The sequence below is a fragment of the Nonomuraea sp. B208 genome, from assembly GCF_057536035.1.
Genome location: NZ_BAAJOU010000025.1, coordinates 505,351 through 531,506, shown reverse-complemented (window position 1 = coordinate 531,506; position 26,156 = coordinate 505,351). Strand labels below are relative to the sequence as shown.

Genomic DNA, 26,156 nt, shown 5'->3' with positions numbered 1-26,156 from the left:
CAGCCCTGAAAGGAATTTGCAAATGACCACCAATGCCAGCAGTAACAATTTCTGGAGTCGCGAGAACCTCGCCCGCCGGGCTAATTTGGCGCAGCAGCAGGCAGCAGCCGAGCAGGCCTACCAGCAACAGGAGGAGCACCAGAATTTCATGGCGACCGTCGGCCGGAAGCTGGTCGAAATCGTCAACGGCTACACGTCCAACATGCGTCGGGCCGAAACGGCGCAGGTGATGCGCGACTTCTACCAGGCCTTCCCGCAGGCAGGCCCCAACGACTTCCGGCAGAGCGTGGAAACGCTTAAGGCGATGGGCGTGTTGTACGAGGCCCAGGGCGCCGAAGGCTTCATGGGGCAGCGCTCGACCAGCCTCCACGTGCTGTGACCCGCAACACGGCCTGCTCCGTGGGTCACCCGGTCGACCGCGTCGACTCCCGGAGCGGGGGCAGCTGCCCGACATGTGGCCGTGCCCGCGCCCGTGCCCGTGTCCTTAAGCGGGTCCGGGCTGTTGAGGCGAGGGTGGCTGTCGTCGTCGACCTCCCGGCCGCCCGGCCGATCGACCCCCGGGAGGAGCCGTGATCAACTGGGGAGCTGCGAGCAGCCTGTCCCAGCAGCGCCGCGCACGCCAGCAGTGGTTCACCGACGGCGTGCAGAGCTTTGCCAGCCACGACGATGAGGGGGAGGACGAGGTCCACGAGCCGCTTGGGCATCCCCTGGCGGCTCCCCGACCGACGTTGGGTGCTGCGCCGCCGCCGAGGCAGGCGTACGGCTTCCGGCCTGCGGCTACGTTCCAGCACGGTGCCCTCGGCCACACCGCCCCGGTGGTCGTCGGCACCCGGCCCGCGCCGAACGAGTCCGTGTGACGCGGCCAGGACTGGAGCGGGTCGGCCTGCTGCTGGCCCGCACTGGCCACACCCTCGTCAGGCGCTCGTTCAAGACCCGTGCTCTCGAGGCCCTGGAGCACATCGTCAACGGCGATGAGGACGCGGCTGACGCGATCGTGCGCTACCGGCTGACCTTCGGCCAGGCCGAGGACCTCAAGCGGTCCATAGCCGACCTCGGCCGCCTTTTGGACGCCCGGCTGCTGGACCAGATTCTCAAGGAGTCGGAGCACGTCCCCCAGGGGCTCGACGGCCCCACCGCGTGACGCGGCCGGGGGTGCTCAGGGCCACGTACTTACTACTTGGCCCGAGCGCCACCCGGCCCATTCGCGGAAGTAGGCGCCCATGTAGTTGGGACGCACCCCAGTGAAACGCGGAACAGCATCCCAACTGGCGGCCGTCGCCAGAGGCCTTCTGCAGTGCCGGTGACACCCCTGCTGACCTGCGGCGACAAAGAGCCGGCGAATGCCCCGGGGTGGTCGAGCCCCTACCAACTACGTCGACTCGTTGAGCACCGCCCAGGCGGTCACCGACATCGCATGCCCTTTTGGTTGCGGAGGGTGGTCATCCGCCCGGTTGTCAGCGTGGGCCAACGGGGGGAGGGGCGCCGTACCGTTTCCGCAGGTGGGCAGCTCTCGCCCCCTCCCCTGATCCGACCCGTCCGGACCGGCCCTCAGGCACCTATCGGCAGGTCAACGGGTCTACACGTAGGTGTGCACGGGGCCTACACCGTGTAGACCAGGTGAAGACCTCCGTGCAGACCGTCAAAGATCACGCTGCGTACGGCTACGCCGTGGCGTCCAGCTCCCGCCCGGCGGCGGCCAGGAGCGCAGCACGAGGCCTAACCATGCCCGTCGACCGGCGCCGCGACGGGATCCCCGCAGCGTCGAGCAGCGCGGCCGTGCGCATCTCGGCCGTCTTGCCCGGCGCCCAGCCCATCCGCGCGGCTGCCATGGCGGCCAGCTCGGCGGCGGGCACCCACTCCGTGCCCCAGGACTGGACGTCAGTGGCGATGGCCTCCAGCAGCGCCAGGGCCTCGTTAGGAACCGGCTCCGGTTCGACCGGCGCCAGCGTGACGACAGGAGCCATGCCCGCGTCCTCGTCGGTGCGCACGTACACGCCAACTGCGTCCAGGTCTGCGGCCGTCAGCGTCTCGGCGTCGAGCAGCGGGCACCGGCCGAGGGCCGCGTACTGCTCGGCGCGGGCCTGTGCCACGGCGCCCGACATGTAACCGACGCGCATCGGGAGCGCCATGTCCTCCCCGGCCCCGGCGACGTAGAACGTCCCGGCGTCGTTCGGGGAGTCGGCCGAGGTCGCGGGCTGGTACCGGCCCGGGTCCCAGCCACGAGCACGAGCACCGGCGCCGAACAGGAGATCAGCCTGCCAGTCCTGCAGACCGGGCCCGGCCGCGCGGAACGCCACCTGGCCCGCGATGGAGTCGCCGAGAGTGTCCTTCTTGGCGTCCTGGCTGGCAAAGATGAGGAACACGGCCGCCTTCCGCCCGATCCGCAGCAGCGAGACCGCCGCGTCACGACCGGCCGGAGTCAGGCGCGGGTACTCGTCGACGATGACGGCCAGCGCCGGGCGCTCCGGCGTCGCCTGCCACGAGTCGCCCATGCCCAGCTTGCGCAGCAGCCGCGTACGCGCCACGGCGATGGCCACGGCGTCCGTCAGGGCGTTCTCGCAGTCCTTCGGGTCCAGCGCCACCCTGCCCATGACGGCCGCCTGCGGCGCCTGGCCGACGCCGGACGGGTCCAGGTCCCACAGGTGCACGTCGGAGGCCGCGCCGAGGCCGTCAACGATCGCCCGCAGCAGGATCGACTTACCGCCGCCGGACGCGGCCAGGATCAGGCTGTGCTTGCTGGCGAACGGGGTACTGACCTGGGCGCCGTCGAGCCGCTGGCCCAGCCAAATCGGGTCCAGCACGGTCCTGCTCTGGCCCGCGTAGTCGGCCGCCGACGGCATGTCAGCCCACGGGTCCGACTCGATCACGCGCAGCGTCACCCGGGCCCGCCGGTCCCGGTGCGGGGTGACCAGGACACCGGCCTCGCGCACGTCCAGCAGCGTCTCCAGGTCGGCCGCCGCGCGGGTGATGTCCCCGGGCTGGCCCTTGCGCATCTGCACGACGACTTCCCAGCCCCATGGCGTAGCGGTGGCCGTGAGCGGCCGGACGTTGATCCGCTCGACGGCCAGGGCCCGGCGTACGGCCTCCATGGCGGCGGCCGGAGTCGAGCAGTCCGCGATCGGCATGGACGGCAGCAGCTCCCCGGCCTCGGTCACGCCGACGTCGGCACCCTCACGCACCCGGAACTGCTCGCGGCGGCGGTCGTGCTCACGCCGGATGCTCCCGCCGACGGCAGCGAGCCCAGCGAGGCCAGCGGCGGGCAGAGCGGCAGGGCTGGCCAGGTGGACGACGGCGGTGACCGTGTCGGCGACGAGGCCGTTGAGCCCGCCGAGGATGGTTGCCAGGAGCGGATTCGCCGGCTGAGCGGCGTACACCCCCTCGCCTGCGGTAACGCCCCAGGTCACCAGGGCCACGGGGACCTTGCCGACCTTCGCGCGGGTCGTCCACGGCCAGGCGGCCACCCTGGCGACGGCACCGGCCCGGCGGGCCCGGTCCTGCTGCAGCTTCGCGTACGTCGCGGCGTGCCGCTCGGCGACCTGGCCCCGGTGGGTGCCGCCCTCGCGCAGGTGCGCCAGCTTGAGCCAGTCCCACGCCCGTTCCCAGGTGTGCAGCGGCGTCCGCAGGGCTCCGTGTCCGACGATGCTGGCGGCGTACCGCACAGCCCCCGCGTCGCCCGGCGCCAGCGGCCGACCGGCGGAGGCCCGGGAAGCGCTGAGATCGTCTGAGAGCCCCGCAATTTCGGGGGTGATCTCCTTGGACTTACGGGCCGCCGAAATCGGCTCAGAAGGCTCCTCAGGGCCGCCCATGATGATCTCTACGGCATCGGCGCTCATCGGGTGCCTCCCTCGACGTCAGCGGAGCAGAAGGTGTGCAGCGGGTCACGGCCGCAGCGGGGGCAGGTGGTGCCATCGGCGATGTCGGCGTCCAGCTTCCGGACCACGTCGGCGAACCGGCGCAGGTGCTCGTAGGCGCCGAAGTTCGGGTCGGCCGCGAACCTGTGGGCGTACTCGACGAGGGCCAGGGGCTCGTGATCGGTCAGGGCCTCGGAGATCCGCGTCAGCATCCGGGAGCGCAGCCAGGCCGGGGCCGCCCGGTAGTGGTCCGGCAACTGGCCGAGCACGTCACCAGCCAACCGAGAAAGATCTTCCTGATTCGCCGAAGGCGTCTGCGCGGCCCCGCGCGCGTTACGGACCGTGCGCTCCCCTACGGGGAGAAGATGATCACTGTTCTTCTTCTTGTTCTTCTGGTTGTTGTTCTTCTTAAAGAGGGTGGAAAATCCGTCGTTGGTGCCGACCTGCGACGATGCGTCGTCTCCGCTGGTCACGTCCTGCGACGGGTTATCCGTCGTAGGTGCGGCCTGGGCGTTGGCCCCGTTTCCGCTGGTCGGAGCCTGTGACGGATTTTCCGGCGTAGGCGCGGGAGCGGCGGGTCCACCAGGGACGGAAAATCCGTCGTTGGTGCTGACCTGCTGATTTGCGGCCGTCCACGGGTCGCACAGGATGTAGTCGGTGCCGCCGAGCTTGCCGCTGGCCGCGCGCTGGCGCTCACGGATGAGGTAGCCGTGCCGCTCCAGCTCCTTCAGGGCGCCGCGTACGGCGTCACGCCCGTCGGGCGCAGCGGCGATGAGCGCCTTCTCCGAGATCCGGAAGCCGATCTTGTGGGAGGCCAGCCAGCCGAGGACGCCGCGCGCCTTCCAGGTCAGCCGCTTGTCGCGGACCCACCTGTTGCTGATCGTCGTGAAGTGATCCGTGGGGAGTTCGGCCCGGCGGATCCCCGGGGTACGGTTGGGCAAGGTTCGCTCCTGATATGCGCAGGGGTGGCCCTAGACCCCGGGCCGGTGTTGGCGCACCGACCGGGGTCGTACTGTCTGTGTGGCTTCGTCAGGCCCTCTTGCGGGCCGGGGGTCAGCGCTCGTCGCGGAGGAGCTTGGCGGTGTCACGGCTGCAGCCGAGCGCCTTGCGGATGGCCTCCGCCGACGGCTTCGCCGGGAGAGCACCGTTCGCGATCAGGACCGTCAGCTCCGTCCGGTGATCGGCCAGCGAGCGGCCACGCGGAGGGGTCTCCGAACCCCTATCCGACTGCTGGTCAGCGGGGGCGGAGGACGACGGCCGCCGAACGGCCGGAGGGGTGTAGTCGGAGGCCTCCGCGCCGGTAGTCCGACCGTGGTCCAGGCCGGTGAACGCGGCCAGGATGATCGGGAGCGCGGTCACGATGGCCACGGCCACGACCGGCCCAAGGATGTGGAGGACCAGAGCCGACACGCTGAAGTCGTCGGCCACGCCGGGCAGGTGACGCCAGGCGTTCATGCCCAAGGTGAGGCCCAGGAACAGGTACTCGATCCGCGTGAGCATCTTGGACTCGATCGGCTGGCCGTGCGTCCCCATGTAGGCGCGGGCGCCGACGACCACGAGCAGGGCCATGCTCATGAACGGCTCGACCAGCCAGGCGAACACCCACGACGGCGACCAGGCCGGAGCACCCTCGGCGGCGAACACCTGGACACCGGCCGTCGACCAGGCCAGCGCCAGCGCCAGCGACACCATGGCCACGGTGACCAGGAGCTTGCGCATGCGGGAGGCCTGCCAGGCGCGCATCATCGGGTCCTGGGCCAGCTCGTGCAAGCGGGCAGCCTCGTACGCGGCCTTGCGCCGCTTGCGCACCTTGGGGGAGTCGAGCAGCAGCGGGGAGTCGTCGTTCTGAAGGTCTGCCAGAAGGTGAGCCTCGGCGACCTCGGCCCGGAGCTGGCGCACGCGCTTGGTCTCGCCGGACACGGCCGCAGACGGGGCGGTGGTGACGACCGACGGGGCGGGCTGCTCGACCGGCGTATTAGCTGCCAGGAGCGCCTCGGCCCCGCTGATCAGCGCGGAGATGTCCTCAGGCTCGGGGGTTCCTGTAACGTCGTGCATGGGTCCTCTCCTGGTGTTCGCAGGTGGGGGTCAAGGCCCTGAGCAGGTGTTCCAGCACCCGCTTGGGGCCGAGTTGCTTAGGTGTGTCTTTTGTCGGGACCCGGCAAGACGACCCTGCTCTCGGGGCTCCTCTCCCTGGCCGACCCGGGCGAACGCCTCCTCCTCGTGGAGGACTCGGCCGAACTCCGCCCCTTCCACCCCCACGTGGTCCGCCTCGAAACCCGTCCACCGAACCTGGAGGGCGCCGGCGGCGTGAACCTCCGCGGCCTGGTACGCCAGGCCCTGCGCATGCGCCCTGACCGCCTCGTGGTGGGCGAGGTCAGAGGGTCCGAGGTCGTGGACTTGCTCGCCGCCCTCAACACAGGCCACGAGGGCGGCTGCGGCACGCTTCACGCGAACACCGCCGCCGACGTGCCGCCCCGGCTGGAAGCTCTGGGCTGCGCGGCCGGACTGAGTCGCGAGGCCGTCCACAGTCAACTGGCCGCCGCCCTGGACGCCGTCATCCACCTGACCCGCGACCGCCACAACGGCCGAAGGCGCATCGCCGAGATCTGCCTGCTCACCCGGACATCCACAGGATTCGTCGAGTCCCTCCCCGCCGTGACCTTCGACCCGTCCGGCGACACCCACCTCGGCCCCGGTTACGAAGCCTTCTCGAATGCCGTACGCCCTCACCCCTGCCTCCCTCCCCACGGGCCGGCGAGCGCATAGACGCACCCGCCACTCCTGACCCGCGAAGGAAGAAACCGTGCCGACCGCAGTCTGGCTGGCCGCGTTGTCCACAGGCTTCGCTGTATGGCTGTGGACAACTCCCGCCACCGCCACAACGCGCCTGGCCAAGCTCACAGCGCCCGCTAAATCACACCAATCCCGCCCTTTCTGGACGCTCCTCCGCGCTCCCCAGAGCCCGAAACGCCGTACCGAAGCCTGGCGACTGGCCTCCATCGAGCTCTGCCAGGCCCTCTCCGCCGAACTATCCACAGGCCGCACCCCGGGCGAAGCCCTGACCAGGGCGATGTCCGCAATCACCGTCCCCGACCCCGACCTCCTGCGCCCGGTCCTCGCCGCGGCGAGAGACGGCGGCGACGTCCCGACGGCCCTCACGAACGCGGCCCCGCCCCAGGGCGGCGAGGGTCTACGCCAACTGGCGGCCTGCTGGCAGGTGAGCATCACCACAGGAGCCGGCCTCGCCGCCTTGGCGGACCGCGTCGCCGCCACGTTACGCACAGCCCAACTCCACAGCCAGGACGTGACCGCTCAGCTCGCAGGCCCACGAACCACGGCCAAAATGCTCGCCGTCCTCCCCGTACTGGGCCTCCTCATGGCCGCCACGCTGAACATGAATCCCCTGCGTTTCCTGCTCGGCAGCCTCCCAGGCATCGCCTGCCTGACAACCGGCATCGCCCTGAACGCCTGCGGCCTGTGGTGGACCCACCACATGTCCACCAAAGCCGAACTCTGACAACGGCGCTGCTGTGCTGACTGGCGGGGCGCGGGGCCTGCTGTGCTGACTGGCGGGGTGCGGGTGCTGCTGTGCTGATCGGGCGTGGTGCGGGGCTCCGACCGGGGCACCACCACCAGCGATCCCTCGCTCAGCGCAACTCGGACCTCCAAGCCATCAACTGCACCGACCAGTCACGCCTACCACCGCAACCGACGGGACCCCCATTGCTCCCTTTGCTGTCCGCACTATGCGCCGCCATGGCCATTTGGTTCTGGCTCCCCTCACACACGCCCCAGGACCGCCTGGCCCGCCTGACCCGCGTGCCCCGCCTGAAGCCACCCACGAGCCCAGGCGACCAGCAAAGCCCGAACCTGCCCCCCGGCCTTGACCACCGCCGACGTCCGAACCCGAAATCCCAGCCGCACGCCGCGGCGCTCGATCCCGCAACCACCACCACACACCCTGCCGACACCGAAACCGAACCGCCCCCGACATGGCTGGACCAACTCGGCAAAGGCCCTAGTCGGGGCGTCACCCGAAAGACCATCCTCATCGCGACCTCGGCAGGCCTGGCGATAGCCGTCTTGATCGGAGGCGCCGTCGGCGTGATGGTAGGACTTCTCATAACTCCCGCTACCGGCATCTACCTGCACAAGAGACAACCCACACGGTCACAACAGGACCAGCAGCAGATCCTGACTGACCTCCCTTTCGCCGCCGACCTGATGACCGCCGGCCTCCTGGCAGGCTGCCCGGTCAGCGCCGCCACCGAGATCGCCGCCGACGCGATAGGCGGCCCTCTCGGCCAACGCCTCGGCTGGGTGAGCACGCAACTGCGCCTCGGCGCGGACGCAGAACCCACCTGGGCCCTCCTGGCCAAGGACCCAGCATTAGGACAGCTCTCCCGAACCATGATCAGAGCCACCCAAAGCGGCACCCCCGTAGCCGATGCCCTGACCCGCCTGGCGGACGACGCCCGCGACGCGTCCAGGGCCGCCGCAGCGGCGGCAGCGAGGCGCGTCGGAGTCAAGGCAGTGGCCCCTCTGGGCCTGTGCTTCCTCCCGGCGTTCGTCCTCCTGGGCATCGTCCCGGTAGTGGCCGACCTCGCCTCCGCCCTCATCCTCCCGTAGCCACGCCACCTCCCATAGCCCCGCAACGATGACCGACAACCCGGCACTGCGCATTCCGCTAGCACCGTGTCGGACCACGCCTCACACCAGCACCAGCGCGACCACCCCTCACACCAGCAGAGAAGGGTCACCGCTCACACCAGCACCACTGGGGACCACGCCTCACACCAGCACCAGCGCGACCAGCCCTCACACCAGCAGAGAAGGGTCACCGCTCACACCAGCACCACTGGGGACCACGCCGCACACAAGGCCACCATGGCTGGGGACTGTCAGCGCCACATGGGACAGCCGTGTCAGCTCAGGTCTCAGCACAGCCTTCCATGATCACGCCGCCTTTCGTAGCCACGCCATCAGCCGCGCGGTCTCCCGCAGCTGCGCCGTCTCTCGCAGCCGCGCAGCGGTGACCGGCAACTCGGCACATCGCCTCGCACCAGCACCAGTCCGCGCCACATGTCGCCCATGCCCCCGCCGCTGGGCACCGTCAGCGCCGCAAAGGACAACTGCGCCAGCTCAGGCCTCAGCACGCCACAGCCCGTCGTCCGATCCTCACCCAGCTGCCCCTACGCGCACCGCCTCCCGATCACCCCAGACACACGCGGCGCACAGTTATCCACAGAACGCCGCTCGGCCACTTCCGCCGGCTCGATCTCGACGAACCTGTAACCCGCCGGGCAGAACCGGCTCCACCAAGCACCTGGAGGCACGATGCACAGCCCCGCCCCCACACCGGACGCCACCACGTCCACATCAGAAGCTGCCACTCCTCCACCGCCGCCCACCGCTCTGAAGCGAAACCACGAGAGCATCCCTCAGCCTCCGATCAGCCGCCCCACCTCCCGGACAAGCCGCGCACTCGCCGCCCATGACAACACCACCACAGCCCCGACATCCCCTGTATGGGAAGCCCCGGCGCCCGAACACACGGCACCCAAGACGGACGACCCCCAGAAGCCTTCAGTCGACGGCTCCGACACTGACGGCCACAGGACCCACGCGAGAACCCCGAGGCGCCCGAGCCTTCACCCTCGCTCCAACAAGTGGCTGCACTACGCGGCCACAAACCGCGAGCGCGGCATGTCCACCGCCGAATACGCCGTGGGAACCATCGCGGCCTGCGCTTTCGCGGCGCTCCTCATGAAGATCGTCAGTGGCACAGAAGTCGCGGATCTGCTCACCGGCATCATCAGCCGAGCGCTGAAAACGGGCGAGTGAGCTTTCGCCCGAGGCGGCTTCCCCGAGGCGCTTCGGCAGCGCGAGGCTCTGTGACCGCTGAGACCGCAGCCGTGCTTCCGGCACTGATGATCGTCCTGGCAGCCGGTCTGTGGGCCCTCCAGTCCGTCGCCGTCCAGCTCGAATGCGTGGACGCGGCCCGCGCCGCGGCCCGGGCCGCCGCGAGAGGCGAGCCGTTGGAGGAGGTCCGCGCGGTCGCCATCACGGCCACGAGCGCGGACGCGCAAGTGGACATCGTCCGCGACCCGGAGACGACGCAAGTTCAGATCGCCGTTCAAGTGAGACCAGCATGGGGTTCGGCATTCCCGCCAGTACGCGTATCCGCCTCCGCCTTCGCCGACACAGAGCCGTAGTCGAGATCCATCACGTCTGTCGCAAGCATTGCCGCATCGTCGCGACCACGGGGCCAGCTGACATGTGCCCACCTCATGGCCGCGCCGGATCGTGACGCGCGCCGCCACGGCCCCGTGGTCCACGCTGCGGCTCAAGCCAGTCAAGCCGAGGAGGACGTCGTCACCTCCGCCGAAAGACACTCCGCACAAGCGGCGGATGAAGGGAAGCCAGGTGCAAGGAGTGGTTCGAGAACGCACGCATGACGGACGACGTCCGCCGCAGTCCTACCAGCGAAGACGCGCGCGGTTCGATGCGCGTCGGGGGCTGCGGGCCGTCACACGAAGGGATGATGCCGATGCCGGCGAACGCGGATCCGCCACCTTGTGGGGTGTGGCCCTGATGGGGCTTCTGATGGCTGTGGCCACGGCTTTCGCCACGGCGGGCACCGCGCGCGTGGCCCGCCACCGCGTGAACAACGCGGCCGACCTCAGCGCTTTGGCGGCCGCCCGGCTCGCGCTGCTCGATCCGCAGGAAGCGTGCGCCCGAGCCGGCGCGCTGGCAGCCGGCAACGGTGTCGAGATGATCCGATGCGAGATCAGCGGCGAGGTGGCCGATGTCTGGACCGCTCTGTCGATCTCGCTACCGGTCGTAGGCACCGCAACTGTCAGAGGCAGAGCCCGAGCAGGCCCGGCCCCGTAACCGGACAGCATCATCAGCATGCCGGCGCGCGTGCTGGACGTGGGCGGCGGCATCGGCGTGCACGCCGAGTGGCTGAGCGCCGACGGCTACGCGGTCGAACTGCTGGACCCCGTTCCGCGCCACGTCCAGCGTGCCGCGCGACTGGCCGGGGTGAGCGCGCCGCTCGGCGACGCACGCCCCCTGCCCGTCGCGGACGCGAGCCAGGACGCGGTCCTTCTCCTGGGCCCCCTCTACCACCTGCCGGACCGGGCCGATCGAGTGCGGGACCCTGACAGAGGCCCGGCGCGCCCTGAGACCCGGCGGCGTGATCGCGGTTGCGACGATCAGCCGTCACGCGGCCGTGCACGACGCCATCTACCTGGGGCACTACCTCCAAGAACGGCAACGGGAGGCCGCACGCGCAGCGGCGGCGAACGGGATCACGCTTTCTCCTGGGCGAGGATTCCCGGCCTACCTTCGCGACCCCGACGAGGTGCCGGAAAATTCGCCGACGCGGGCTTTCCCGATGTCGAACGGTACGGCCTGGAAGGCGGCTTCTCTCTGTACGGCGACATCGGCGACTGGCTGGAAGACCCCGAGCGCAGACCCCTCCTGCTCGACGCGCAGCGCTCGATGGGATCGGTGCCGTCGTTGCTCGGGGTCAGCGGTCACCTGCTCAGCATCGCCGGACGCGATCAGTGACACGTGGTGGGCGCGGCGGCCCCTGCTTCTACGGTGGAGCGACTCTGACGCCGGTCCGGTAAACGCTCTTCTTGCCTGCTCTTGCCGCTCAGGCCAGACGGTCGGTGAGCCCGTCGGCTCGGAGGGGCACTTGAGCCGACCGGACCGACAGCAGGGGACTCCTCAAGTCCGACGAGACAGAACACCCTCCTCACGATCTCTTGTTTTCACACAATATTCAGTACATACTGAACTTTATAGGAGATTGTGGAGGTGAACGGATGGTAGAAGACCGGGAGCGGATCCTTGAGTGGGTCGAGCAGGCGGCAGCCTTCTGCATCGACGAATATGCCGTCCCGCCCATAGCCGGCCGTGTGCTGGCCTGGCTGATGATCTGTGACCCGCCGGAGCAGTCGGCGGGTCAGATCGCCGAGGCGATCGGGGCGAGCAGGGCATCACTGGCCACCAGCATGCGCCTGCTCATCGACGCCGGGTTCGTGCGCCGTCGCACCCGCCCCGGACAGAAGACCCACTACTACCAGGTGGACGATGACGCCTGGGAACGGGTCATCCGGCGCAGGGTGGCGGGCCTGGCCGCGTTCCGTGAGATCACCGCGGCGGGCATGGAGCTGGCCGGCTCCGATCCTGCGCGCACCGGGCGGCTGCGCGCGGCGCACAACGTCTTCGACTGGATGGACAAGGCCTTCGCGAGCATGCCCGGGCCGCAGCACGAGGGAGAGGTTGATGAACGCTGAGCGGGGTCGCACCGCGATCGTGGCCGGGGCCGGGATCGGAGGGCTGGCCGCGGCCGTCGGCCTGCTGCGCGGCGGCTGGGACGTGACCGTGCTGGAGCGGGCGCGGGAACTGGGTGAGGTGGGCGCCGGCTGGTCGTTCGCGCCGAACGCGTTGCGCGCGGCCGACGCCCTGGGCGTCGGCGAGGAGTTCCGGGCTTGTTCGGTGCCCACCGAGGCGGGCGCCACGATGCGGCTGCCGGACGGGACCTACCTGGTGAGGTTCCAGCCGGACGCTGATCAGGCGCTGCTCGCCAACCACCGCGCCGATCTGCAGCGCGTGCTGGCCCGGCATGTGCCGGCCGAGCGGATCCGTACCGGCGCCGAGGTGACCGGCGTCCGCCAGGACGGCGGCGGCGTCACGGTCACCTGCCGGGACGGCGCCGAGCTGCGGGCCGATCTGCTGGTCGGGGCCGACGGCATTCACAGCACGGTACGCCGCAGCGTCTGGCCCGACGCGCCCGAGCCTGTCTTCCAGCGCATTCTGTGCTGGCGCGGGGTGACAGAGCCGGGCGCGGTCTGGCCGGTGAGCGGGTTCCAGACCTGGGGGCGCGGCGCCCGGTTCGGCGCGCATCCCCTGGTAGGTGAGCGGGTGTTCTGGTTCCTCACCGTGCGCCAGGAGGAGCCGGGGCTGCGTTTCGATGACGATCTGCGAGAGGTGTCGGCCAGGACCCGCGGCTGGCACGATCCGATCCCGGCGCTGCTGGCTGCCACGCCGCCCGAAGCGGTGCTGTGTCACGACATCTACGACCTGGACCCCCTGCCCGCCTACGTGAAGGGCCGCATCGCGTTGCTGGGCGATGCCGCCCACGCGATGACTCCTTTCCTGGCGCAAGGCGCCTGCCAGGCGCTGGAGGACGCGGTCGTGCTCGCAGCCGAGACGGCCCGGGCGACCTCCGTCCCGCAGGCTCTCGACCGCTACGACCAGGCCCGCCGCCCGCGCACCCAGCAGGTGCAGCGCATGGCGAGGACCGACCCCAGGCTCAGCCTGTCCACCAGCGGCGCCACCTACCGGCTCATGACCACGATGACCCGTCTGGCCTCCTCCGGCGTGGCCCGCCGCAAGAGCTCCCGGCTCTGGGACTGGACCCCTCCACTCTCCACGGAAGTGACACGATGACGATCGAGCACATCACGTTCCGCAGCGGCGACGTACGCTGCGCGGCCGACCTCCACCTGCCGCGGGAAGCCGACGGGCCGGTGCCCGGCGTGGTGATGGGGCACAGCGTCCACATGGTCAAGGAGGCTCTGGCACCCGGCGCCGCCTACCTGACACGGGCCGGCTTCGCCGTGCTCGCGATCGACTATCGCACCATCGGCGCCAGTGAGGGCCACCCGCGCGGCCAGGTCTTCCCGCACCGCTACGTCGACGACGTCCGCAATGCCGTCACCTATCTGCAAGGCCGCCCCGAGGTGGACGCGGCCAGGATCGGGCTGTGGGGGCACAGCCTGGGCGCCACCGTGGCGATCCAGGCAGCCGCGATCGACCGCCGAGTCCGATGTGTCGCCTGCCAGAACCCCAGCATGTTCAACGGCTGGCGAGCCATGGAGAAGGCCCGTGGCCGGGCCGGTGTCCAGGGCCTGCTCGACGTGGTCGACCAGGATCTGCACCAGCGGCACGAGACCGGCAGCGGGATGCGCATGCCCCTGCTCGGCACCGGCGACCCGCACATCGTGGACTACCTGGCCCTGGCCAAGGAGGTCTTCCCGACCTTCGACGACGAGGTGGAGGCCGAGTCACTGGCCCAGATACTGTTGTGGGCGCCGGAGGCGTTCCTCGAACGCCTCGCCCCCCGGCCGCTCCTCATGGTCACCGGGCGTGAGGATCTCACTCACGACATCGACGAGGTTCTGGACGCCTACGAGCGGGCACGCGAACCGAAACTCCTCGAGATCCTGCCCTACGACGAGCGCGGCCTGTCGGTGGAACCCGGGCTCGGCCAGGCCATGGGCATCGCGGCCGAGTGGTTCCGCCGGCACCTGGTCGAGGCAGAGCCGTTCGTTCCCTCCCCGCCGGCCCGCGAGGTGCGTGCCAAGGGTCTGCGGCCCGAATTCTCCCCTCAGCAGGCCTGACAGCGTGTACGGAAGCGCTGAGCAGCCACACGATCCTGAGCACTCGCCCGGACGCCTGTGACCGTCCGCTTCATCCCCCACCCCGCGCCCGCCCTGGAACAACGGGCACCGTGACGGTCGTGGTCGGCTGATGTCCTGCTGGCCCGCCTGTCTGAGGGGCGCCGCGTTCCGGCAGATGCGTTCAAGACTGAGATCAGATTCGGAAACCGGACAAGGGGGCCGTGCAGAGAGTCTGCTCGGCGTCGAATTCCACGAACGTGCTGACAGGGCGGAAACCAAGGCGGGCGGCGAGTTTCAGAGATCGCTGGTTCGCGGTCTGGGTCACGACCAGGACCGGCTGGTCAGGAAGTTCGTCAGCCGCGGCGCGCAACGCCGCAGTTGCGGCCTCGTACGCGAATCCCGCGCCCCACGCACTGCGCCGCAGCACATAGCCCAGTTCCAGTTCCCCGCCACCCTCGGTGACATGGCCGGGACGATCGGCCGACCGGCGGGCGAGCGTCAATGTGCCGATAAGTCGGTTCGTCGTGTTGTCCGCGATGACGAAATTGCCAGGGCTGGGGGTCGGGTTCGCGATGCTCATATCGAAATACTGCTCGACCTCGCTCCGAGGGCGGGGGCCACCGAGGTAGGCCCGCACCTCGGGATCGGTCATGAGTTCGATGAGGCCGTCGCGGTCGGTGTGGTGCGCTTTGCGAAGCAGGAGTCGTTCCGACGTGACTTCCGTGGCGGACAGCGTGGGCAATTGGCTCATGAGCTTGTGATCATAGATCACGCAGCACTTCTCGGGCGCTGGTTGGGGCGGCTGCACTCGTCTGCGCCCGTGCCTGGCATAGATGTGCACCTTGTCGGTGTCTCAGACGTGCCATCGGTTCGCGATCTCGCGTCTCGGCCAGGGCGGGGCTTGGAGCTTTCGACGAGCGGGCGTGCGGTGGTGATGGTCGGGTGGCATGCCTTTCCTGGCCCACGGGGTCATTGATCAAGTCATCGGCTATGGGAGCGCGAAAAGCGTGAACCCAGAGAAGCAGGCGGGTTTTTATAGTTACCGAAGGGCGATCGGGTTTTGTCGACAAGCGCTTCCTCCAGGAGATCGGTGCAATGTCGGTTTCGGTGGACGAGGGCTGTGGGGCGAGGTGTGGAGATATAGGACACGCTCATAAGGCATTTTGGGGGCTGCTGGATGGTGGCGTAGTCGGCGGTGGTCGGGGTGCCTTGTAAGGAGGGTTTGCTGGTGGTGGCGGATGTGGTGAAGTACGGTGGTTTTTGGGGTTTGTGGGGCTAGGTCGCAATCAAGTCACGACTTCTTGGACTTGGTGTCCAAGAGTCTGCTTGCTCACGTAACGTTCCGCTTACCCGCGGTCCATGCCGTTCTGATGAAGGGTCTGGGAGAGCCGGAACGGTGTCGCCAGGGTGCGGGGCCGGGGGCGGTCGGTGACCGTTTCGCCGGGCGAACTGCACTTCCGGTCGTCGCTTGACTCGCTCCTCGCGAGTGGGCCGGGTGGCGCGAGTCTCTCGATGGAGGGAAGCGTCGTGACGGTAGTTGGCAGAGTGGTGGCCGCGGGGATCGTCGCGGTGGGGTCCATGATGTTCGGTGGATCCGCTCATGCGGCCGTGACGGCGGGAAGCGGCTCCTCTGGGCAAATCACCTCGCCGTCGGACGGACAGGTCGTCTCCGGGTCGTCGGTCACTGTTTCCGCACGTACAGGGCTCATGCAACTGCGCATGGGGCTGTACGTCGACGGGCCGTCCACAGGCTCGGTGAAGGTGGCCGGCGGGGGCGCCAACCAGACCATCTCCGGGACGTTCGACGCCGGCAGCGCCCCGAACGGGACCTTCACCGTGACCCTCAAGGGGGAGATCACCGGCACCAGGTACGACAGCAGCACCTTCAAGCTGCGGCGGCCCGCCGAGACGCCGAGCAATGTGAGCGCCGAGCTCCAGGGCACCACGAAGGTCATCGTGACCTGGAGCAAGGGCGCCGAGCCCGATCTGCAGACGTACCAGGTGTCCAACACGCAGTCGGGGGTTGTGGGGCGGCTGGCGGCGGACAGCGCGTGCAGCGGCGGGTCGTGCAAGGCGGTGCTCGCGGTGCCGGCCAAGGCGGCGGGGCAGAAGGTGGGGTTCACGGTCAGGGCGTTCCGGAGTGACGGGGACGGAGGGACGGTCGGGTCGGGCGAGTCAGGCACCGCCTACGTCAGCGTTCCGGCACCGCCTGCCGCTCAGCCGAAGAAGGAAGTCAACAAGACGCGGCAGGCGCCCAAGACATCCGAGAGGGCCGATCCGCTGCCGACGCTGCCCGCCAAGAAGCAGGCTCAGCCTTCGCGCAAGGCGACGACTCACCGCCCGAAGGTGACGGCCAAGGTACCCGCGATCCCTGACACGGACACGAAGGGCAATCTGCCTATTCCGACTGCTGATGTACGGCAGGGAGAAGGGGAAAAAGATGCCCTGACGCCATCAGGTGGGAACGGTGAGGGGCGGAGCGACCAGGGCGAGAGTGCTTCGGACACCGCGTCAGTGCAGGTGAACGGTGTGAAGGCGCAGTCGAGCGAGTCCGTGTTGGGGGACGTCGGGCAGTACGGGCTGTATGTCGCGGGTGGGCTGCTTCTGCTGTTGCTCGGCGCGCATGCCGGAGCTTGGGCTCGGCGGCGGGCGCTGGCTGCCGAGGGAGGACGGGGCGGGAGTTCGCAGGCTCTGAGAACGGGCCCGGCGTCGATGGCGAGGGGCACTTCTGCTGCTTCTTCTGCTTCTGCTGCGAGAGCGGCAGGGGGTGTCGGTGTTTCGCGCACCGGGGCTGAAGTTGGCCCTTCGGGGGCGGGCGTCTCCCGTGGAGAAGGGGCGGCTGGGGTGACGCCTCGGCGTAGGCCCACAGTGATCCTTGCGGTGGCGAAGACGCGAATGCCGCCGGGGTCGCAGACGGCTGATGGGCAGGCTTCGGCTTCCGGCGGGGCTTCCAATCATGGTGATTCGTCGCCTTTGCCTGCTGATTGGCAGGGGGCGGGCGCGGGTGGTGGTCAGGTTCTGCGGCAGGTGTCTGCGATGCCTGGGTTAGAGGCTGGTGGGGCGAACATCGCCTCTGCTGCGGATGCTGCTCCTGTTCGAGGGGTGCTCCCGGTAGAGGCTGGTTCGGCGCATCTGGTTCCGCAGACTGTCGGGCTTCCAGATGAGCGGGGCGGTCAGGGCTACAAAGGTGTGCAGAGTCCCGGTGGTGGTCAGAGGCATGGCGGTGGCTTGAGCGAGGGCGGCCCTGGCCATGCAGGTGGTCAGGGCCGCGAAGGGGGCGCGGCTGATCACGGTGGACGTGGTGGGCGGCAGGAGCCGGTACGGATCGCGCTGCCCAGTTCGGCGGTGATCGAGGTGTCGGAGCCGGCCGCAGCGGCGGCGCAGCGGCCTGCTGTGCGGATCGAGGAGCGGTGGGATGACTATCTGCCGCCTTCGCCCCGGTCCATGGAGGACAGCGGGTTCTGGGAGCGGCCGCAGCCTGGGGCGCTGGATTTCTGGGCGCCGGATGATGAGGGCGCGGAGGGCGGGAGGAGCCTTGGCACCGGTGGTGGCAGGACCATCCACGCCGGTGGTGCTGGGACGATCCACGGCGGTGGTGCTGGTGATGCCGTGACCGGCGGTTCGGGGGGTGCGGTGACCAGCGGTTTGGGTGGTGCCGTAACAGGCGGCCCCGGTGGTGCTGCCAGTGCTGTGACAGGTGCTTCTGGCGTTGGCACGGATGCTGCCAAGGGTAGTGCTGGCGGCGGCGGTAGTGCTGGCGGGGGCGGCGGTGGTGCTGGCAACGGTGGTGCCGGCGGTGACGCTGATGATCCTGGTGCTGGCGGTGGTGCTGTGAATCGGCCCGCTGGTGCCGGGGGCGGGGCGGGTGGTTCTGGTGGTGCCGGTACGTCCGCCTATGCGGGGCGTCGGCACGAGGGCGGTCTCAGTTAGGGATTCTGCTTGGGGGATGGGCACGGCGGTCCGAACCGCCGGGTGGGGCTCTGCGGACGGGCTTGGCGGGGTTCGGCGGGGGTGGGTCAGTCGGTGGTGAGCAGGGTGTTCAGGAGGAGGATGGCGCCCCGTTTGTCCAGGGGTTCGTTGCCGTTCCCGCACTTGGGTGACTGGATGCAGGACGGGCAGCCGCGTTCGCACTCACAGGAGGTGATCGCCTCGCGGGTGGCCGTCAGCCAGTCGTTCGCCCTGGCGTAACCGCGTTCGGCGAAACCGGCGCCGCCCTCGTGGCCGTCGTACACGAAGACCGTCAGCAGGCCCGTGTCGGCGTGCAGTTCGGTGGAGACGCCGCCGATGTCCCAGCGGTCGCAGGTGGCGAACAGGGGGAGGAGGCCGATGGAGGCGTGTTCGGCGGCGTGGGCCGCGCCGCCGAGGTCGATGCCCGCCTCCGCGAGAGGGGCCACGGCCGACGCAGGAAGGGTCCACCAGACGGCGCGGGTGCGGAGGGTGCGAGGTGGCAGGTCAAGGGGCTCGTCGCCGAGCATCTCACCCGACTGGAAGCGCCTCTTGAGGTACGAGACCACCTGCCTGGTCACCTCGACCTCGCCGAAGTGCAGCGTGCCTTGCCCCAAGGGGTGGGAGCGCTGGGTGGAAAGGATGGAGATGTCGGTGATGTCGCGGGCGAACGTCGAGTAGTCGGGATCGGCGGCCGTGACCAGGGCCACGTCGGCCTCCAGGTCGAGCGCCTCCACGAGGAACGTCTCGCCCTGGTGGATGTAGACCGCGCCCGTGTGGACGGTGGTGTGGGCGGAGGGCTCGTCCACGCTGCCGAGGAGGCGGCCGGTGTTCGCCTCCACGACGTGGATGAGGGACCCGCCGCCGCCCCGGATGTCGGCGAGGTCGGTGGGGCGTTCGCGCCTGGTCCAGAACCAGCCGGTCGGGCGGGCGCGGAGCATGCCCTGGTTCACCAGGTCGTCCAGGACGTCGGCGGTGGTCGGGCCGAAGATGGGCAGATCGGCCTCGGTCAGCGGGATCTCGGCGGCTGCGGCGCACAGGTGGGGGCCCAGGACGTACGGGTTGTCGGGGTCCAGGACGATGGCCTCCACCGGCTGGCCGAACAGGGCCTGCGGGTGGTGGACGAGGTAGGTGTCCAGAGGGTCGTCCCTGGCGATCAGGACGGCCAGGGCGTCCTGGCCGTCGCGGCCCGCGCGGCCCGCCTGCTGCCAGAGGCTGGCTCTGGTGCCGGGCCAGCCGGCGATGAGGACGGCGTCGAGGCCGGAGACGTCGACGCCGAGTTCGAGGGCGTTCGTGGTGGCCAGGCCCATGATGGTGCCGTCGCGGAGGGCCTTCTCCAGGACGCGGCGGTCTTCGGCGAGGTAGCCGGCGCGGTAGGCGGCGATCTTGTCAGGGAGGTTGGACAGGTCGGAGATGTCGGGCAAGGCCCAGGACAGGGGGTTCTCGGGCGCGCTGTGGGAGGGGATGCGGCTGGGCGTGCTGTGGGAGGGGGTGCTGCCGGGAGCGCGGGTGGGTGCGCTGCTGGGCCTTCCGTCTGCCGGGCCGTCGGCCGGGTCGTCGGGCCTGCTGCTGAGGTTCTCGCCGGGGCTGCGGCTGAGGCCGTTGATCGGGCCGCGGTTGGGACCAGCGGTGGGGTCGGTGTGCGGGTTTTGGTCGAGGGTGTCGTTGAGGGGCGTGTCAGAGGGTGGGTGGGTGGCCCGAGGGGTTGAGGGCGTGGTCGTGCCTGCGGTCTCAGGGTGAGGGGTGGCCGGGGGGAGCGGGGCGCCCGCGTACGGCATGGAGAAGGCCACGTCGGCCAGTTTCGCGCGGGCGGTCAGCGCGACCGTCTCGGCGCCGCGCCGGGAGCGTACGAAGGCCAAGGTGCGGACATCGGCCAGCACGAGATCGGCGAGCAGGTCGGCGGCCTCCGCCGTGGCCGTACGCCGCACCGGCGCTCCTCCCTCGCCCCGTAGCTCGGTCAGCGGCGGCTCCCACAGCGCGATGGTGGTGGAACCCTTGGGAGAGGCGTCCACGGTCACCTCGTCCATCTCAAGCCCCGTCAGCCTCATCGCGAACGCCCCCGGCTCGCTCGCCGTCGCCGAGGCGAGCAGGAACGTGGGTGCCGAGCCGTACCGTGCGCACACCCGGCGGAGCCGGCGCAGGATCTGGGCGACGTGGGAGCCGAACACACCCCGGTAGCCATGGCACTCGTCCACCACGACCAGGCGCAGCCGCCGGAAGAACGACGTCCAGCTCGCGTGCCTGGGCAGGATGCTCCGGTGGAGCATGTCGGGATTGGTCAGGACGTAGTTGGCGTGCCGGCGTATCCAGGTGCGTTCCTCGAACGGCGTGTCGCCGTCGTACGTGGCCGCCCGCATCTGCGTGATGTGCAGTTCGCGGAGCCCGCGCAGCTGGTCGGCGGCCAGCGCCTTGGTCGGCGTGAGGTAGAGCACCGTCCCGCCGTCGAGGCAGGACGCGACCGCCGGAGTGAGGTACGCGAGGGACTTCCCGGACGCCGTGCCCGTGGAGACGATCACGTTTCGGCCACGGAATGCCAGGTCGGCGGCCTCGTACTGGTGTGGCCAGAGCCCCGTCACCCCGCGGTTCGCCAAGCGCGTAACCAGCACGTCCGGCGCCCAATCGGGCCAACCGACTTGACCCGCCTGACGTGCTGGAACATGCTCCACATGGGTGACGCGCTCATGACGTGCGGGAACACCGAGCAGGTGGCGGAGGAGTGGACCTGCCTGTTCTGGGGAGGATGCGGAGGAAGTCACTGTTTCCAGTCTTGCATCAGTGGGCAAAGTCGCCGGGAATCGTGATTTCGTATAGACACAAGCCAGGCGCGTGGTTGAATGCCGCGCGTCAGGGTCGGACAGTCTGGGGCCACGCTCCAGATTGCCAGGCCGGCAAGAGTACTTTCGCAGGCGAGGCGCTGGAGGATCTGTGGATCTGAAGTTGGATCACCACAACGAGGACCGACTCACCATCGTCGAGGTCGAGGGTGAGATCGATGTCTACACTGCGCCGAGATTGCGTGAACTCCTCATCGACCTGGTGAACAAGGGCAACTTCCACCTTCTCGTCAACATGGAGAAGGTCGACTTCCTGGACTCGACGGGTCTTGGTGTCCTGGTCGGAGGGCTCAAGCGGGTCCGTGCGCACGACGGCTCCCTGGAACTGGTCTGCACCCAGGAGCGCATCCTGAAGATCTTCCGGATCACCGGCCTGACCAAGGTCTTCGGGATCTACGCTTCGGTCGACGAGGCCAAGGAAGCTCACGGCAAAGACAAGTAGCATGGCTACCGTCGAGCTGACGTTCAGCGCCCTCCCCGCGCACGTGCGCACCGCACGGCTGGTGGCCACGGCCATCGCCCGGCGCACGGGTGTGGAGGAGTCCCTGCTGGACGAGGTCAGGCTCGCCGTGGGTGAGGCATGTTCCCGGGCTGTGGAGGCGCACCGCGCCCACTGCCCGGGCGAGCCCATCCGCATCGAGCTCCGAGATGATTCCGGACGGTTCGAGGTCACGGTCAGCGACCATGCCCCCAGCGACGAGCTCCATCTGGAGCAGCCGCTCGACCTGGGCACGCTGTCCGACTCGTTCATGACGGGCTTCGGCCTCGCGGTCATCACCGGGCTGGCCGACGACGTCGAGGTCTTTCCCACCCCCAAGGGGACCGACATCCGGATGAGCTGGCCCGCGGCGAACGGGATTCCCGCGCCGTGAGGGTCGCCGTCCTCCGATGAGTGCTTCAGGCGCCCTCCCCGGGCGCCTGGCATCCCCCATTTCTTCTGTTTACGGCAAGCCACCCCGGCCCCACCCGCCGACCCCCGCCGGGGGCCTCCAGGGTGACGCCCGCTGACCCGCACGTGGCCGGCCGCCGTCACGGCGCCCCAATCCCCACCACCATGGCAAGGCGTTGACCATTGTCTTCGCCGGGTGCGAGGTGGGTCCCGGTGGCTGGAGACTGCGCCTGGCGGCCTCTGTAGTGCCCCTAGCCGCCCGGTAAGGGTTCTGCGCCATCCCAGATACCCCCTGCAGGCCGTGCGGGCTCCCTGCTGGCCCTCAGCGTCTTGACCACGAGAGGGGGCGGGGCGGGCAGGAGCGCGGATGCGGGGCAGGTGCGCGGGTGGGCATTGGCATGGCACGGGGCGGGTGCGTGAGCGGGCGCTGGCACAGGCACTAGACCGGGTGCGGGCACGAGCGCCCGGCGTGTGGGGATGGGTAATCGGTCCGTAGGTCATGTGGCCCGGCAATGGGCCGTCAGCCCTGCTGTGCACTGGCGCGGGCGTGAGAGCGGATGCCGGTGAATGATCGTTCCGTGGGTCGTGTGACCCGTCTGCCGGGCGTCAGCACAACTGCGCCCTGGCAGGGGCGTGGGCGCGAGTGTGGATGCGGGTGAGTGGTCGTCCCGTGGGTCGTGTGACCCGTCTGCCGGGCGTCAGCACAACTGCGCCCTGGCACGGGTGTGGCCGCCAGAGCAGACGCGTGAGTGGGCGCGGGTGCGGGACCGGTGATCGGTCCGTGGGTCGTGTGACACCTCCGTGGGACGTCAGCCCTGCTGTGCACTCGCACCGTGTGGCCGCCAGAGCGGGTGGGCCAGGGGGACTGGCATGGGTGCAGGCACGAGGCCGCGTGCGCGCACGAGAGAGCAAGGTGCGGGATGGGTGGTCGCTCCGTGGGCCGCCTGACTCGTGCGGCAGGGCGTCGACCGTCGACCCGGCCCGCATTTGAATGCGCTCACCTGGGGCAAGCGCCCTGTTCGAGATGCCTGCCCGCAGTGTCCGGGCCGTGAATGCGGCATTCGGGGCGGAACCCCTGTTATGTGCGCCCCCACCTAAGATCATCAAAACTGCAGTAAAGGCATGCTTACCGTTCACCCATGAGACGATCTTTTTGCCTTTGTGCAACCCCCCATTGACGCGCCCGCCACGCGAACCCCCCGCCCCCAGCCCCTGCCGCCAGGCGCTCGCGGGCCGCAACACCCCCGCCCAAGCGTTCGATGGAGCTTGGTTTCGGTCAGCCCATATCGTTTCCTTGTCATGACCTTAACCCCCAGGAAATTTCCCTTGTCAGCCCGCAAACCGGGCTGCTGACCGGCTCTTACTGGACTCGCGGATAATTAGTGACCTTCGGAGCCTTCATATCCGTTCACTGCCTGCGTAGACTCCCGGCACCGGCCAAGGTGATCCGGCGGAACGCGGATTCAACCGGAAGCGGCACCCACAACCCGGATGGTGCCGCAACACCCGCCGAGGAGGGGGCGCAGCACCGCCCGGGCAGGACGACCGGTCTTGCCGAGGAGAACGATGAGCAGGCACATGCTGGCAGCGGAGCCAGCGTCAAATCTGGCCCTGAGCGGAAACAATCTCACCATCGTGGTCGTGGTCGCCGCGGTCGCGTTGATCGCGCTGGCCGTGGCAGGTGGTCTAGTGCGCGAGGTGCTGGGCGCGGGCCAAGGCACCGAACGCATGCAGAACATCGCCCGTGCCGTACAGGAAGGCGCCGCCGCCTATCTGGCGCGGCAGTTCCGCACGTTGGCGATCTTCGTCGTCGTGATCCCGTTCCTGTTGCTCCTGCTACCAGGGGAGACCGACGTCCGGATCGGGCGGTCGATCTTCTTCGTGGTCGGGGCGGTCTTCTCCGCGCTGACCGGGTTCATGGGCATGTGGCTGGCCGTGCGCGGGAACGTGCGCGTCGCCGCCGCGGCCAACGAGGCGGGCGAGAAGCGCGCCATGCGGATCGCGTTCCGCACCGGCGGCGTGGCCGGCATGTTCACCGTGGGCCTCGGCCTGCTGGGCGCGGCCGTGGTCGTGCTCCTCTACCAGGGTGACGCCCCTGGCGTGCTCGAAGGGTTCGGCTTCGGCGCGGCGCTGCTGGCGATGTTCATGCGCGTCGGCGGCGGCATCTTCACCAAGGCCGCCGACGTCGGCGCCGACCTGGTGGGCAAGGTCGAGCAGGGCATCCCCGAGGACGACCCGCGCAACGCCGCCACCATCGCCGACAACGTGGGCGACAACGTCGGCGACTGCGCCGGCATGGCGGCCGACCTGTTCGAGTCGTACGCGGTCATGCTGGTCGCCAGCCTCATCCTGGGCCGGGCGGCGTTCGGCGAGGAAGGGCTCGTCTTCCCGCTGATCGTGCCCATGATCGGTGTGATCACGGCGATCATCGGCATCTTCGTCACCGGCATGCGCGACCGCGACCGCAACGGCATGGCGGCCATCAACCGCAGCTTCTTCATCTCCGCCGCCATCTCGGCGGTGCTGGTGACCGCGGCCGCGTTCTGGTACCTGCCGGCCAGCTTCTCCGGCCTGACCGGCTCGCGTGTGGAGTCCGACGCCGACCCGCGGCTCATCGCGATCGGCGCGGTCCTCATCGGCCTGGTGCTGGCCAGCGCCATCCAGCTGCTGACCGGCTACTTCACCGAGACCACGCGCCGCCCCGTACGGGAGATCGGCGAGAGCTCGCGCACCGGCCCCGCCACCGTCATCCTGTCCGGCATCAGCGTCGGCCTGGAGTCGGCCGTCTACTCGGCCCTGATCATCGGCGGCGCGGTCTACGGCGCGTTCCTGCTGGGCTTCGGGAACGTGACGCTCGCGCTGTTCGCGGTGGCCCTGGCCGGCACCGGTCTGCTGACCACGGTGGGCGTCATCGTCTCCATGGACACCTTCGGCCCGGTCTCCGACAACGCCCAGGGCATCGCCGAGATGTCGGGCGACGTCGAGGGCGAGGGCGCCCGCGTGCTGACCAGCCTCGACGCGGTCGGCAACACCACCAAGGCCATCACCAAGGGCATCGCGATCGCCACGGCCGTCCTGGCGGCCACCGCGCTGTTCGGCGCCTTCCGCACGGCCGTGGAGGGCGAGCTCGCGCAGGCCGACACGGCGATCAAGGACGCGCTCGGCATCTTCCAGAACTTCAACCTCAGCATCGACAACCCCAACGTCCTGGTCGGCCTGATCATCGGCGCGGCGGTGGTGTTCCTGTTCTCCGGCCTGGCGATCATGGCCGTCGGACGGGCCGCGATGCGGGTGGTGTTCGAGGTGCGCGACCAGTTCCGCAACAACCCGGGCATCATGGACGGCACCCAGAAGCCCGAGTACGGCCGCGTCGTGGACATCTGCACCCGCGACTCGCTGCGCGAGCTGGCCACGCCCGGCCTGCTCGCGGTCATGACGCCGATCGCCGTGGGCTTCGCGCTCGGGTACGCCCCGCTGGGCGCGTTCCTCGCGGGCGCGATCGCCTGCGGCACGCTCATGGCGGTGTTCCTGGCCAACTCCGGCGGCGCCTGGGACAACGCCAAGAAGCTCGTCGAGGACGGGCACCACGGCGGCAAGGGCTCCGAGGCGCACGCCGCGACCGTCATCGGCGACACCGTCGGCGACCCGTTCAAGGACACCGCCGGTCCTGCCATCAACCCGCTGATCAAGGTGATGAACCTGGTGGCGCTGCTGGTGGCGCCCGCGGTGGTGCTGTACGCGGGCAACCCGGTGCTGCGGATCGGCATCACGGTGGTGGCGGTGGCCGTGGTGGTGGCGGCCATCGTGGTCTCCAAGCGCCGTTCGGTGACGTCCGAGCCGGCCAGCGACAACGACAACCACAGGGAGGAGGAGCCGGTCGCGTCCTGACGACGGCCGGCCGCCCGACTTCCCGCGGACGCCCGCTTCCCCTGGCCGGGGGAGCGGGCGTTCCGCTGTCCCGGGCGGTTGCGGGAGCTGTCCCGGGCGTTTGCGGGAGCGGGCGGGGGAAGGGGGTGCCGAGGGGAAGGGGAGGCGGGATGGGTGAGCGGTGGGGCAGGTGGTCGCGGCACCCCGGGTGCTCGATGGGACACTGTCCGCGTGGAGAGCGACAAGCGGCCGAACGGCGCAAAAACCCTCGGCTACATCCTGCTGGCCATGTTCGTCATTCTGGCCGTACTGATCGGGCTGTCCGTCTGGGCCTCGAGGACAGGGTGATCCG

Annotated in this window: 21 protein-coding genes and 1 pseudogene; 16 read left to right on the top strand and 6 right to left on the bottom strand. The window is 69.6% G+C overall.

Annotated elements, in window-relative coordinates; genetic code table 11:
• The first annotated feature begins 22 nt into the window (after window positions 1-22).
• From AC27IY_RS30730 to AC27IY_RS30720, 3 genes are all read left to right on the top strand, one after another.
• Complete coding sequence (locus AC27IY_RS30730) at window positions 23-379, top strand: hypothetical protein (RefSeq protein ID WP_487180012.1); 357 nt, start codon at window positions 23-25, stop codon at window positions 377-379.
• A gap of 190 nt (window positions 380-569) precedes the next feature.
• A complete protein-coding gene (locus AC27IY_RS30725) occupies window positions 570-857 on the top strand; it encodes a hypothetical protein (protein WP_487180011.1) in 288 nt (95 codons plus the stop codon).
• The gene (locus tag AC27IY_RS30720) at window positions 854-1,141 is read left to right on the top strand and encodes a hypothetical protein (RefSeq protein ID WP_487180010.1); all 288 of its coding nucleotides are present in this window, start codon (window positions 854-856) and stop codon (window positions 1,139-1,141) included. The genes AC27IY_RS30725 and AC27IY_RS30720 overlap by 4 nt, the downstream gene beginning before the upstream one ends.
• Before the next feature lie 520 nt (window positions 1,142-1,661).
• Here the strand turns inward: AC27IY_RS30720 and AC27IY_RS30715 are convergent.
• From AC27IY_RS30715 to AC27IY_RS30705, 3 genes are all read right to left on the bottom strand, one after another.
• Window positions 1,662-3,833, bottom strand: a complete 2,172-nt coding sequence (locus AC27IY_RS30715) for a hypothetical protein (RefSeq protein ID WP_487180009.1) — start codon at window positions 3,831-3,833, stop codon at window positions 1,662-1,664.
• Entirely contained in the window at window positions 3,830-4,792 is a 963-nt protein-coding gene (locus tag AC27IY_RS30710) for a hypothetical protein (RefSeq protein ID WP_487180008.1), read from the bottom strand. Before AC27IY_RS30710 ends, AC27IY_RS30715 begins: the two co-directional genes overlap by 4 nt.
• 112 nt (window positions 4,793-4,904) lie before the next feature.
• Window positions 4,905-5,906 (bottom strand): hypothetical protein, encoded by a 1,002-nt coding sequence (locus tag AC27IY_RS30705; protein ID WP_487180007.1) that lies wholly within the window; start codon window positions 5,904-5,906, stop codon window positions 4,905-4,907.
• A 93-nt stretch (window positions 5,907-5,999) separates the two neighbouring features.
• Between AC27IY_RS30705 and AC27IY_RS30700 the strand changes: the two are divergent.
• The 10 genes and pseudogenes from AC27IY_RS30700 to AC27IY_RS30655 form a co-directional block, all read left to right on the top strand.
• Window positions 6,000-6,617 (top strand): annotated as a pseudogene (locus tag AC27IY_RS30700) (ATPase, T2SS/T4P/T4SS family); the annotation flags it as partial.
• Window positions 6,618-6,654: 37 nt separating this feature from the next.
• Window positions 6,655-7,368 (top strand): type II secretion system F family protein, encoded by a 714-nt coding sequence (locus tag AC27IY_RS30695; protein WP_487180006.1) that lies wholly within the window; start codon window positions 6,655-6,657, stop codon window positions 7,366-7,368.
• 239 nt (window positions 7,369-7,607) lie between these two features.
• Window positions 7,608-8,480, top strand: coding sequence for a type II secretion system F family protein (locus AC27IY_RS30690; RefSeq protein ID WP_487180005.1), 873 nt, complete (start codon window positions 7,608-7,610; stop codon window positions 8,478-8,480).
• Between the two features lie 708 nt (window positions 8,481-9,188).
• On the top strand, window positions 9,189-9,695 hold the full coding sequence (locus AC27IY_RS30685; RefSeq protein ID WP_487180004.1) for a DUF4244 domain-containing protein: 507 nt from the start codon (window positions 9,189-9,191) through the stop codon (window positions 9,693-9,695).
• Window positions 9,692-10,066 carry a TadE family type IV pilus minor pilin gene (locus AC27IY_RS30680; RefSeq protein WP_487180003.1) on the top strand — a complete coding sequence of 125 codons (375 nt, stop codon included), beginning with the start codon at window positions 9,692-9,694 and terminating at the stop codon, window positions 10,064-10,066. The genes AC27IY_RS30685 and AC27IY_RS30680 overlap by 4 nt, the downstream gene beginning before the upstream one ends.
• Before the next feature lie 196 nt (window positions 10,067-10,262).
• Window positions 10,263-10,745: an Rv3654c family TadE-like protein gene (locus AC27IY_RS30675; protein ID WP_487180002.1), complete on the top strand. Its 483-nt coding sequence runs from the start codon at window positions 10,263-10,265 to the stop codon at window positions 10,743-10,745.
• Window positions 10,746-10,763: 18 nt separating this feature from the next.
• Window positions 10,764-11,426, top strand: coding sequence for a class I SAM-dependent methyltransferase (locus AC27IY_RS30670; RefSeq protein WP_487180001.1), 663 nt, complete (start codon window positions 10,764-10,766; stop codon window positions 11,424-11,426).
• A 260-nt stretch (window positions 11,427-11,686) separates the two neighbouring features.
• Window positions 11,687-12,160: a GbsR/MarR family transcriptional regulator gene (locus AC27IY_RS30665; protein ID WP_487180000.1), complete on the top strand. Its 474-nt coding sequence runs from the start codon at window positions 11,687-11,689 to the stop codon at window positions 12,158-12,160.
• Window positions 12,150-13,316 (top strand): FAD-dependent monooxygenase, encoded by a 1,167-nt coding sequence (locus AC27IY_RS30660; RefSeq protein WP_449947167.1) that lies wholly within the window; start codon window positions 12,150-12,152, stop codon window positions 13,314-13,316. Before AC27IY_RS30665 ends, AC27IY_RS30660 begins: the two co-directional genes overlap by 11 nt.
• A complete protein-coding gene (locus AC27IY_RS30655) occupies window positions 13,313-14,269 on the top strand; it encodes an alpha/beta hydrolase (protein WP_487179999.1) in 957 nt (318 codons plus the stop codon). The genes AC27IY_RS30660 and AC27IY_RS30655 overlap by 4 nt, the downstream gene beginning before the upstream one ends.
• Before the next feature lie 193 nt (window positions 14,270-14,462).
• On the opposite strand, the gene AC27IY_RS30650 is transcribed toward AC27IY_RS30655, so the two are convergent.
• The 3 genes from AC27IY_RS30650 to AC27IY_RS30640 all read right to left on the bottom strand — a co-directional run bounded on the left by AC27IY_RS30650 (window position 14,463) and on the right by AC27IY_RS30640 (window position 20,730).
• A complete protein-coding gene (locus AC27IY_RS30650; RefSeq protein ID WP_423478027.1) occupies window positions 14,463-15,041 on the bottom strand; it encodes a GNAT family N-acetyltransferase in 579 nt (192 codons plus the stop codon).
• Between the two features lie 826 nt (window positions 15,042-15,867).
• Complete coding sequence (locus AC27IY_RS30645; RefSeq protein WP_487179998.1) at window positions 15,868-16,392, bottom strand: hypothetical protein; 525 nt, start codon at window positions 16,390-16,392, stop codon at window positions 15,868-15,870.
• A gap of 1,893 nt (window positions 16,393-18,285) precedes the next feature.
• The gene (locus AC27IY_RS30640; RefSeq protein ID WP_487179997.1) at window positions 18,286-20,730 is read right to left on the bottom strand and encodes a DEAD/DEAH box helicase; all 2,445 of its coding nucleotides are present in this window, start codon (window positions 20,728-20,730) and stop codon (window positions 18,286-18,288) included.
• Window positions 20,731-21,139: 409 nt separating this feature from the next.
• Here AC27IY_RS30640 and AC27IY_RS30635 point away from each other — a divergent pair, with 409 nt between their 5' ends.
• From AC27IY_RS30635 to AC27IY_RS30625, 3 genes are all read left to right on the top strand, one after another.
• Complete coding sequence (locus tag AC27IY_RS30635; RefSeq protein WP_020542579.1) at window positions 21,140-21,490, top strand: STAS domain-containing protein; 351 nt, start codon at window positions 21,140-21,142, stop codon at window positions 21,488-21,490.
• Window position 21,491: 1 nt separating this feature from the next.
• Window positions 21,492-21,920, top strand: coding sequence for an ATP-binding protein (locus AC27IY_RS30630; RefSeq protein WP_344208385.1), 429 nt, complete (start codon window positions 21,492-21,494; stop codon window positions 21,918-21,920).
• A 1,583-nt stretch (window positions 21,921-23,503) separates the two neighbouring features.
• Entirely contained in the window at window positions 23,504-25,825 is a 2,322-nt protein-coding gene (locus AC27IY_RS30625) for a sodium-translocating pyrophosphatase (RefSeq protein WP_344208383.1), read from the top strand.
• Window positions 25,826-26,156: the final 331 nt, after the last annotated feature.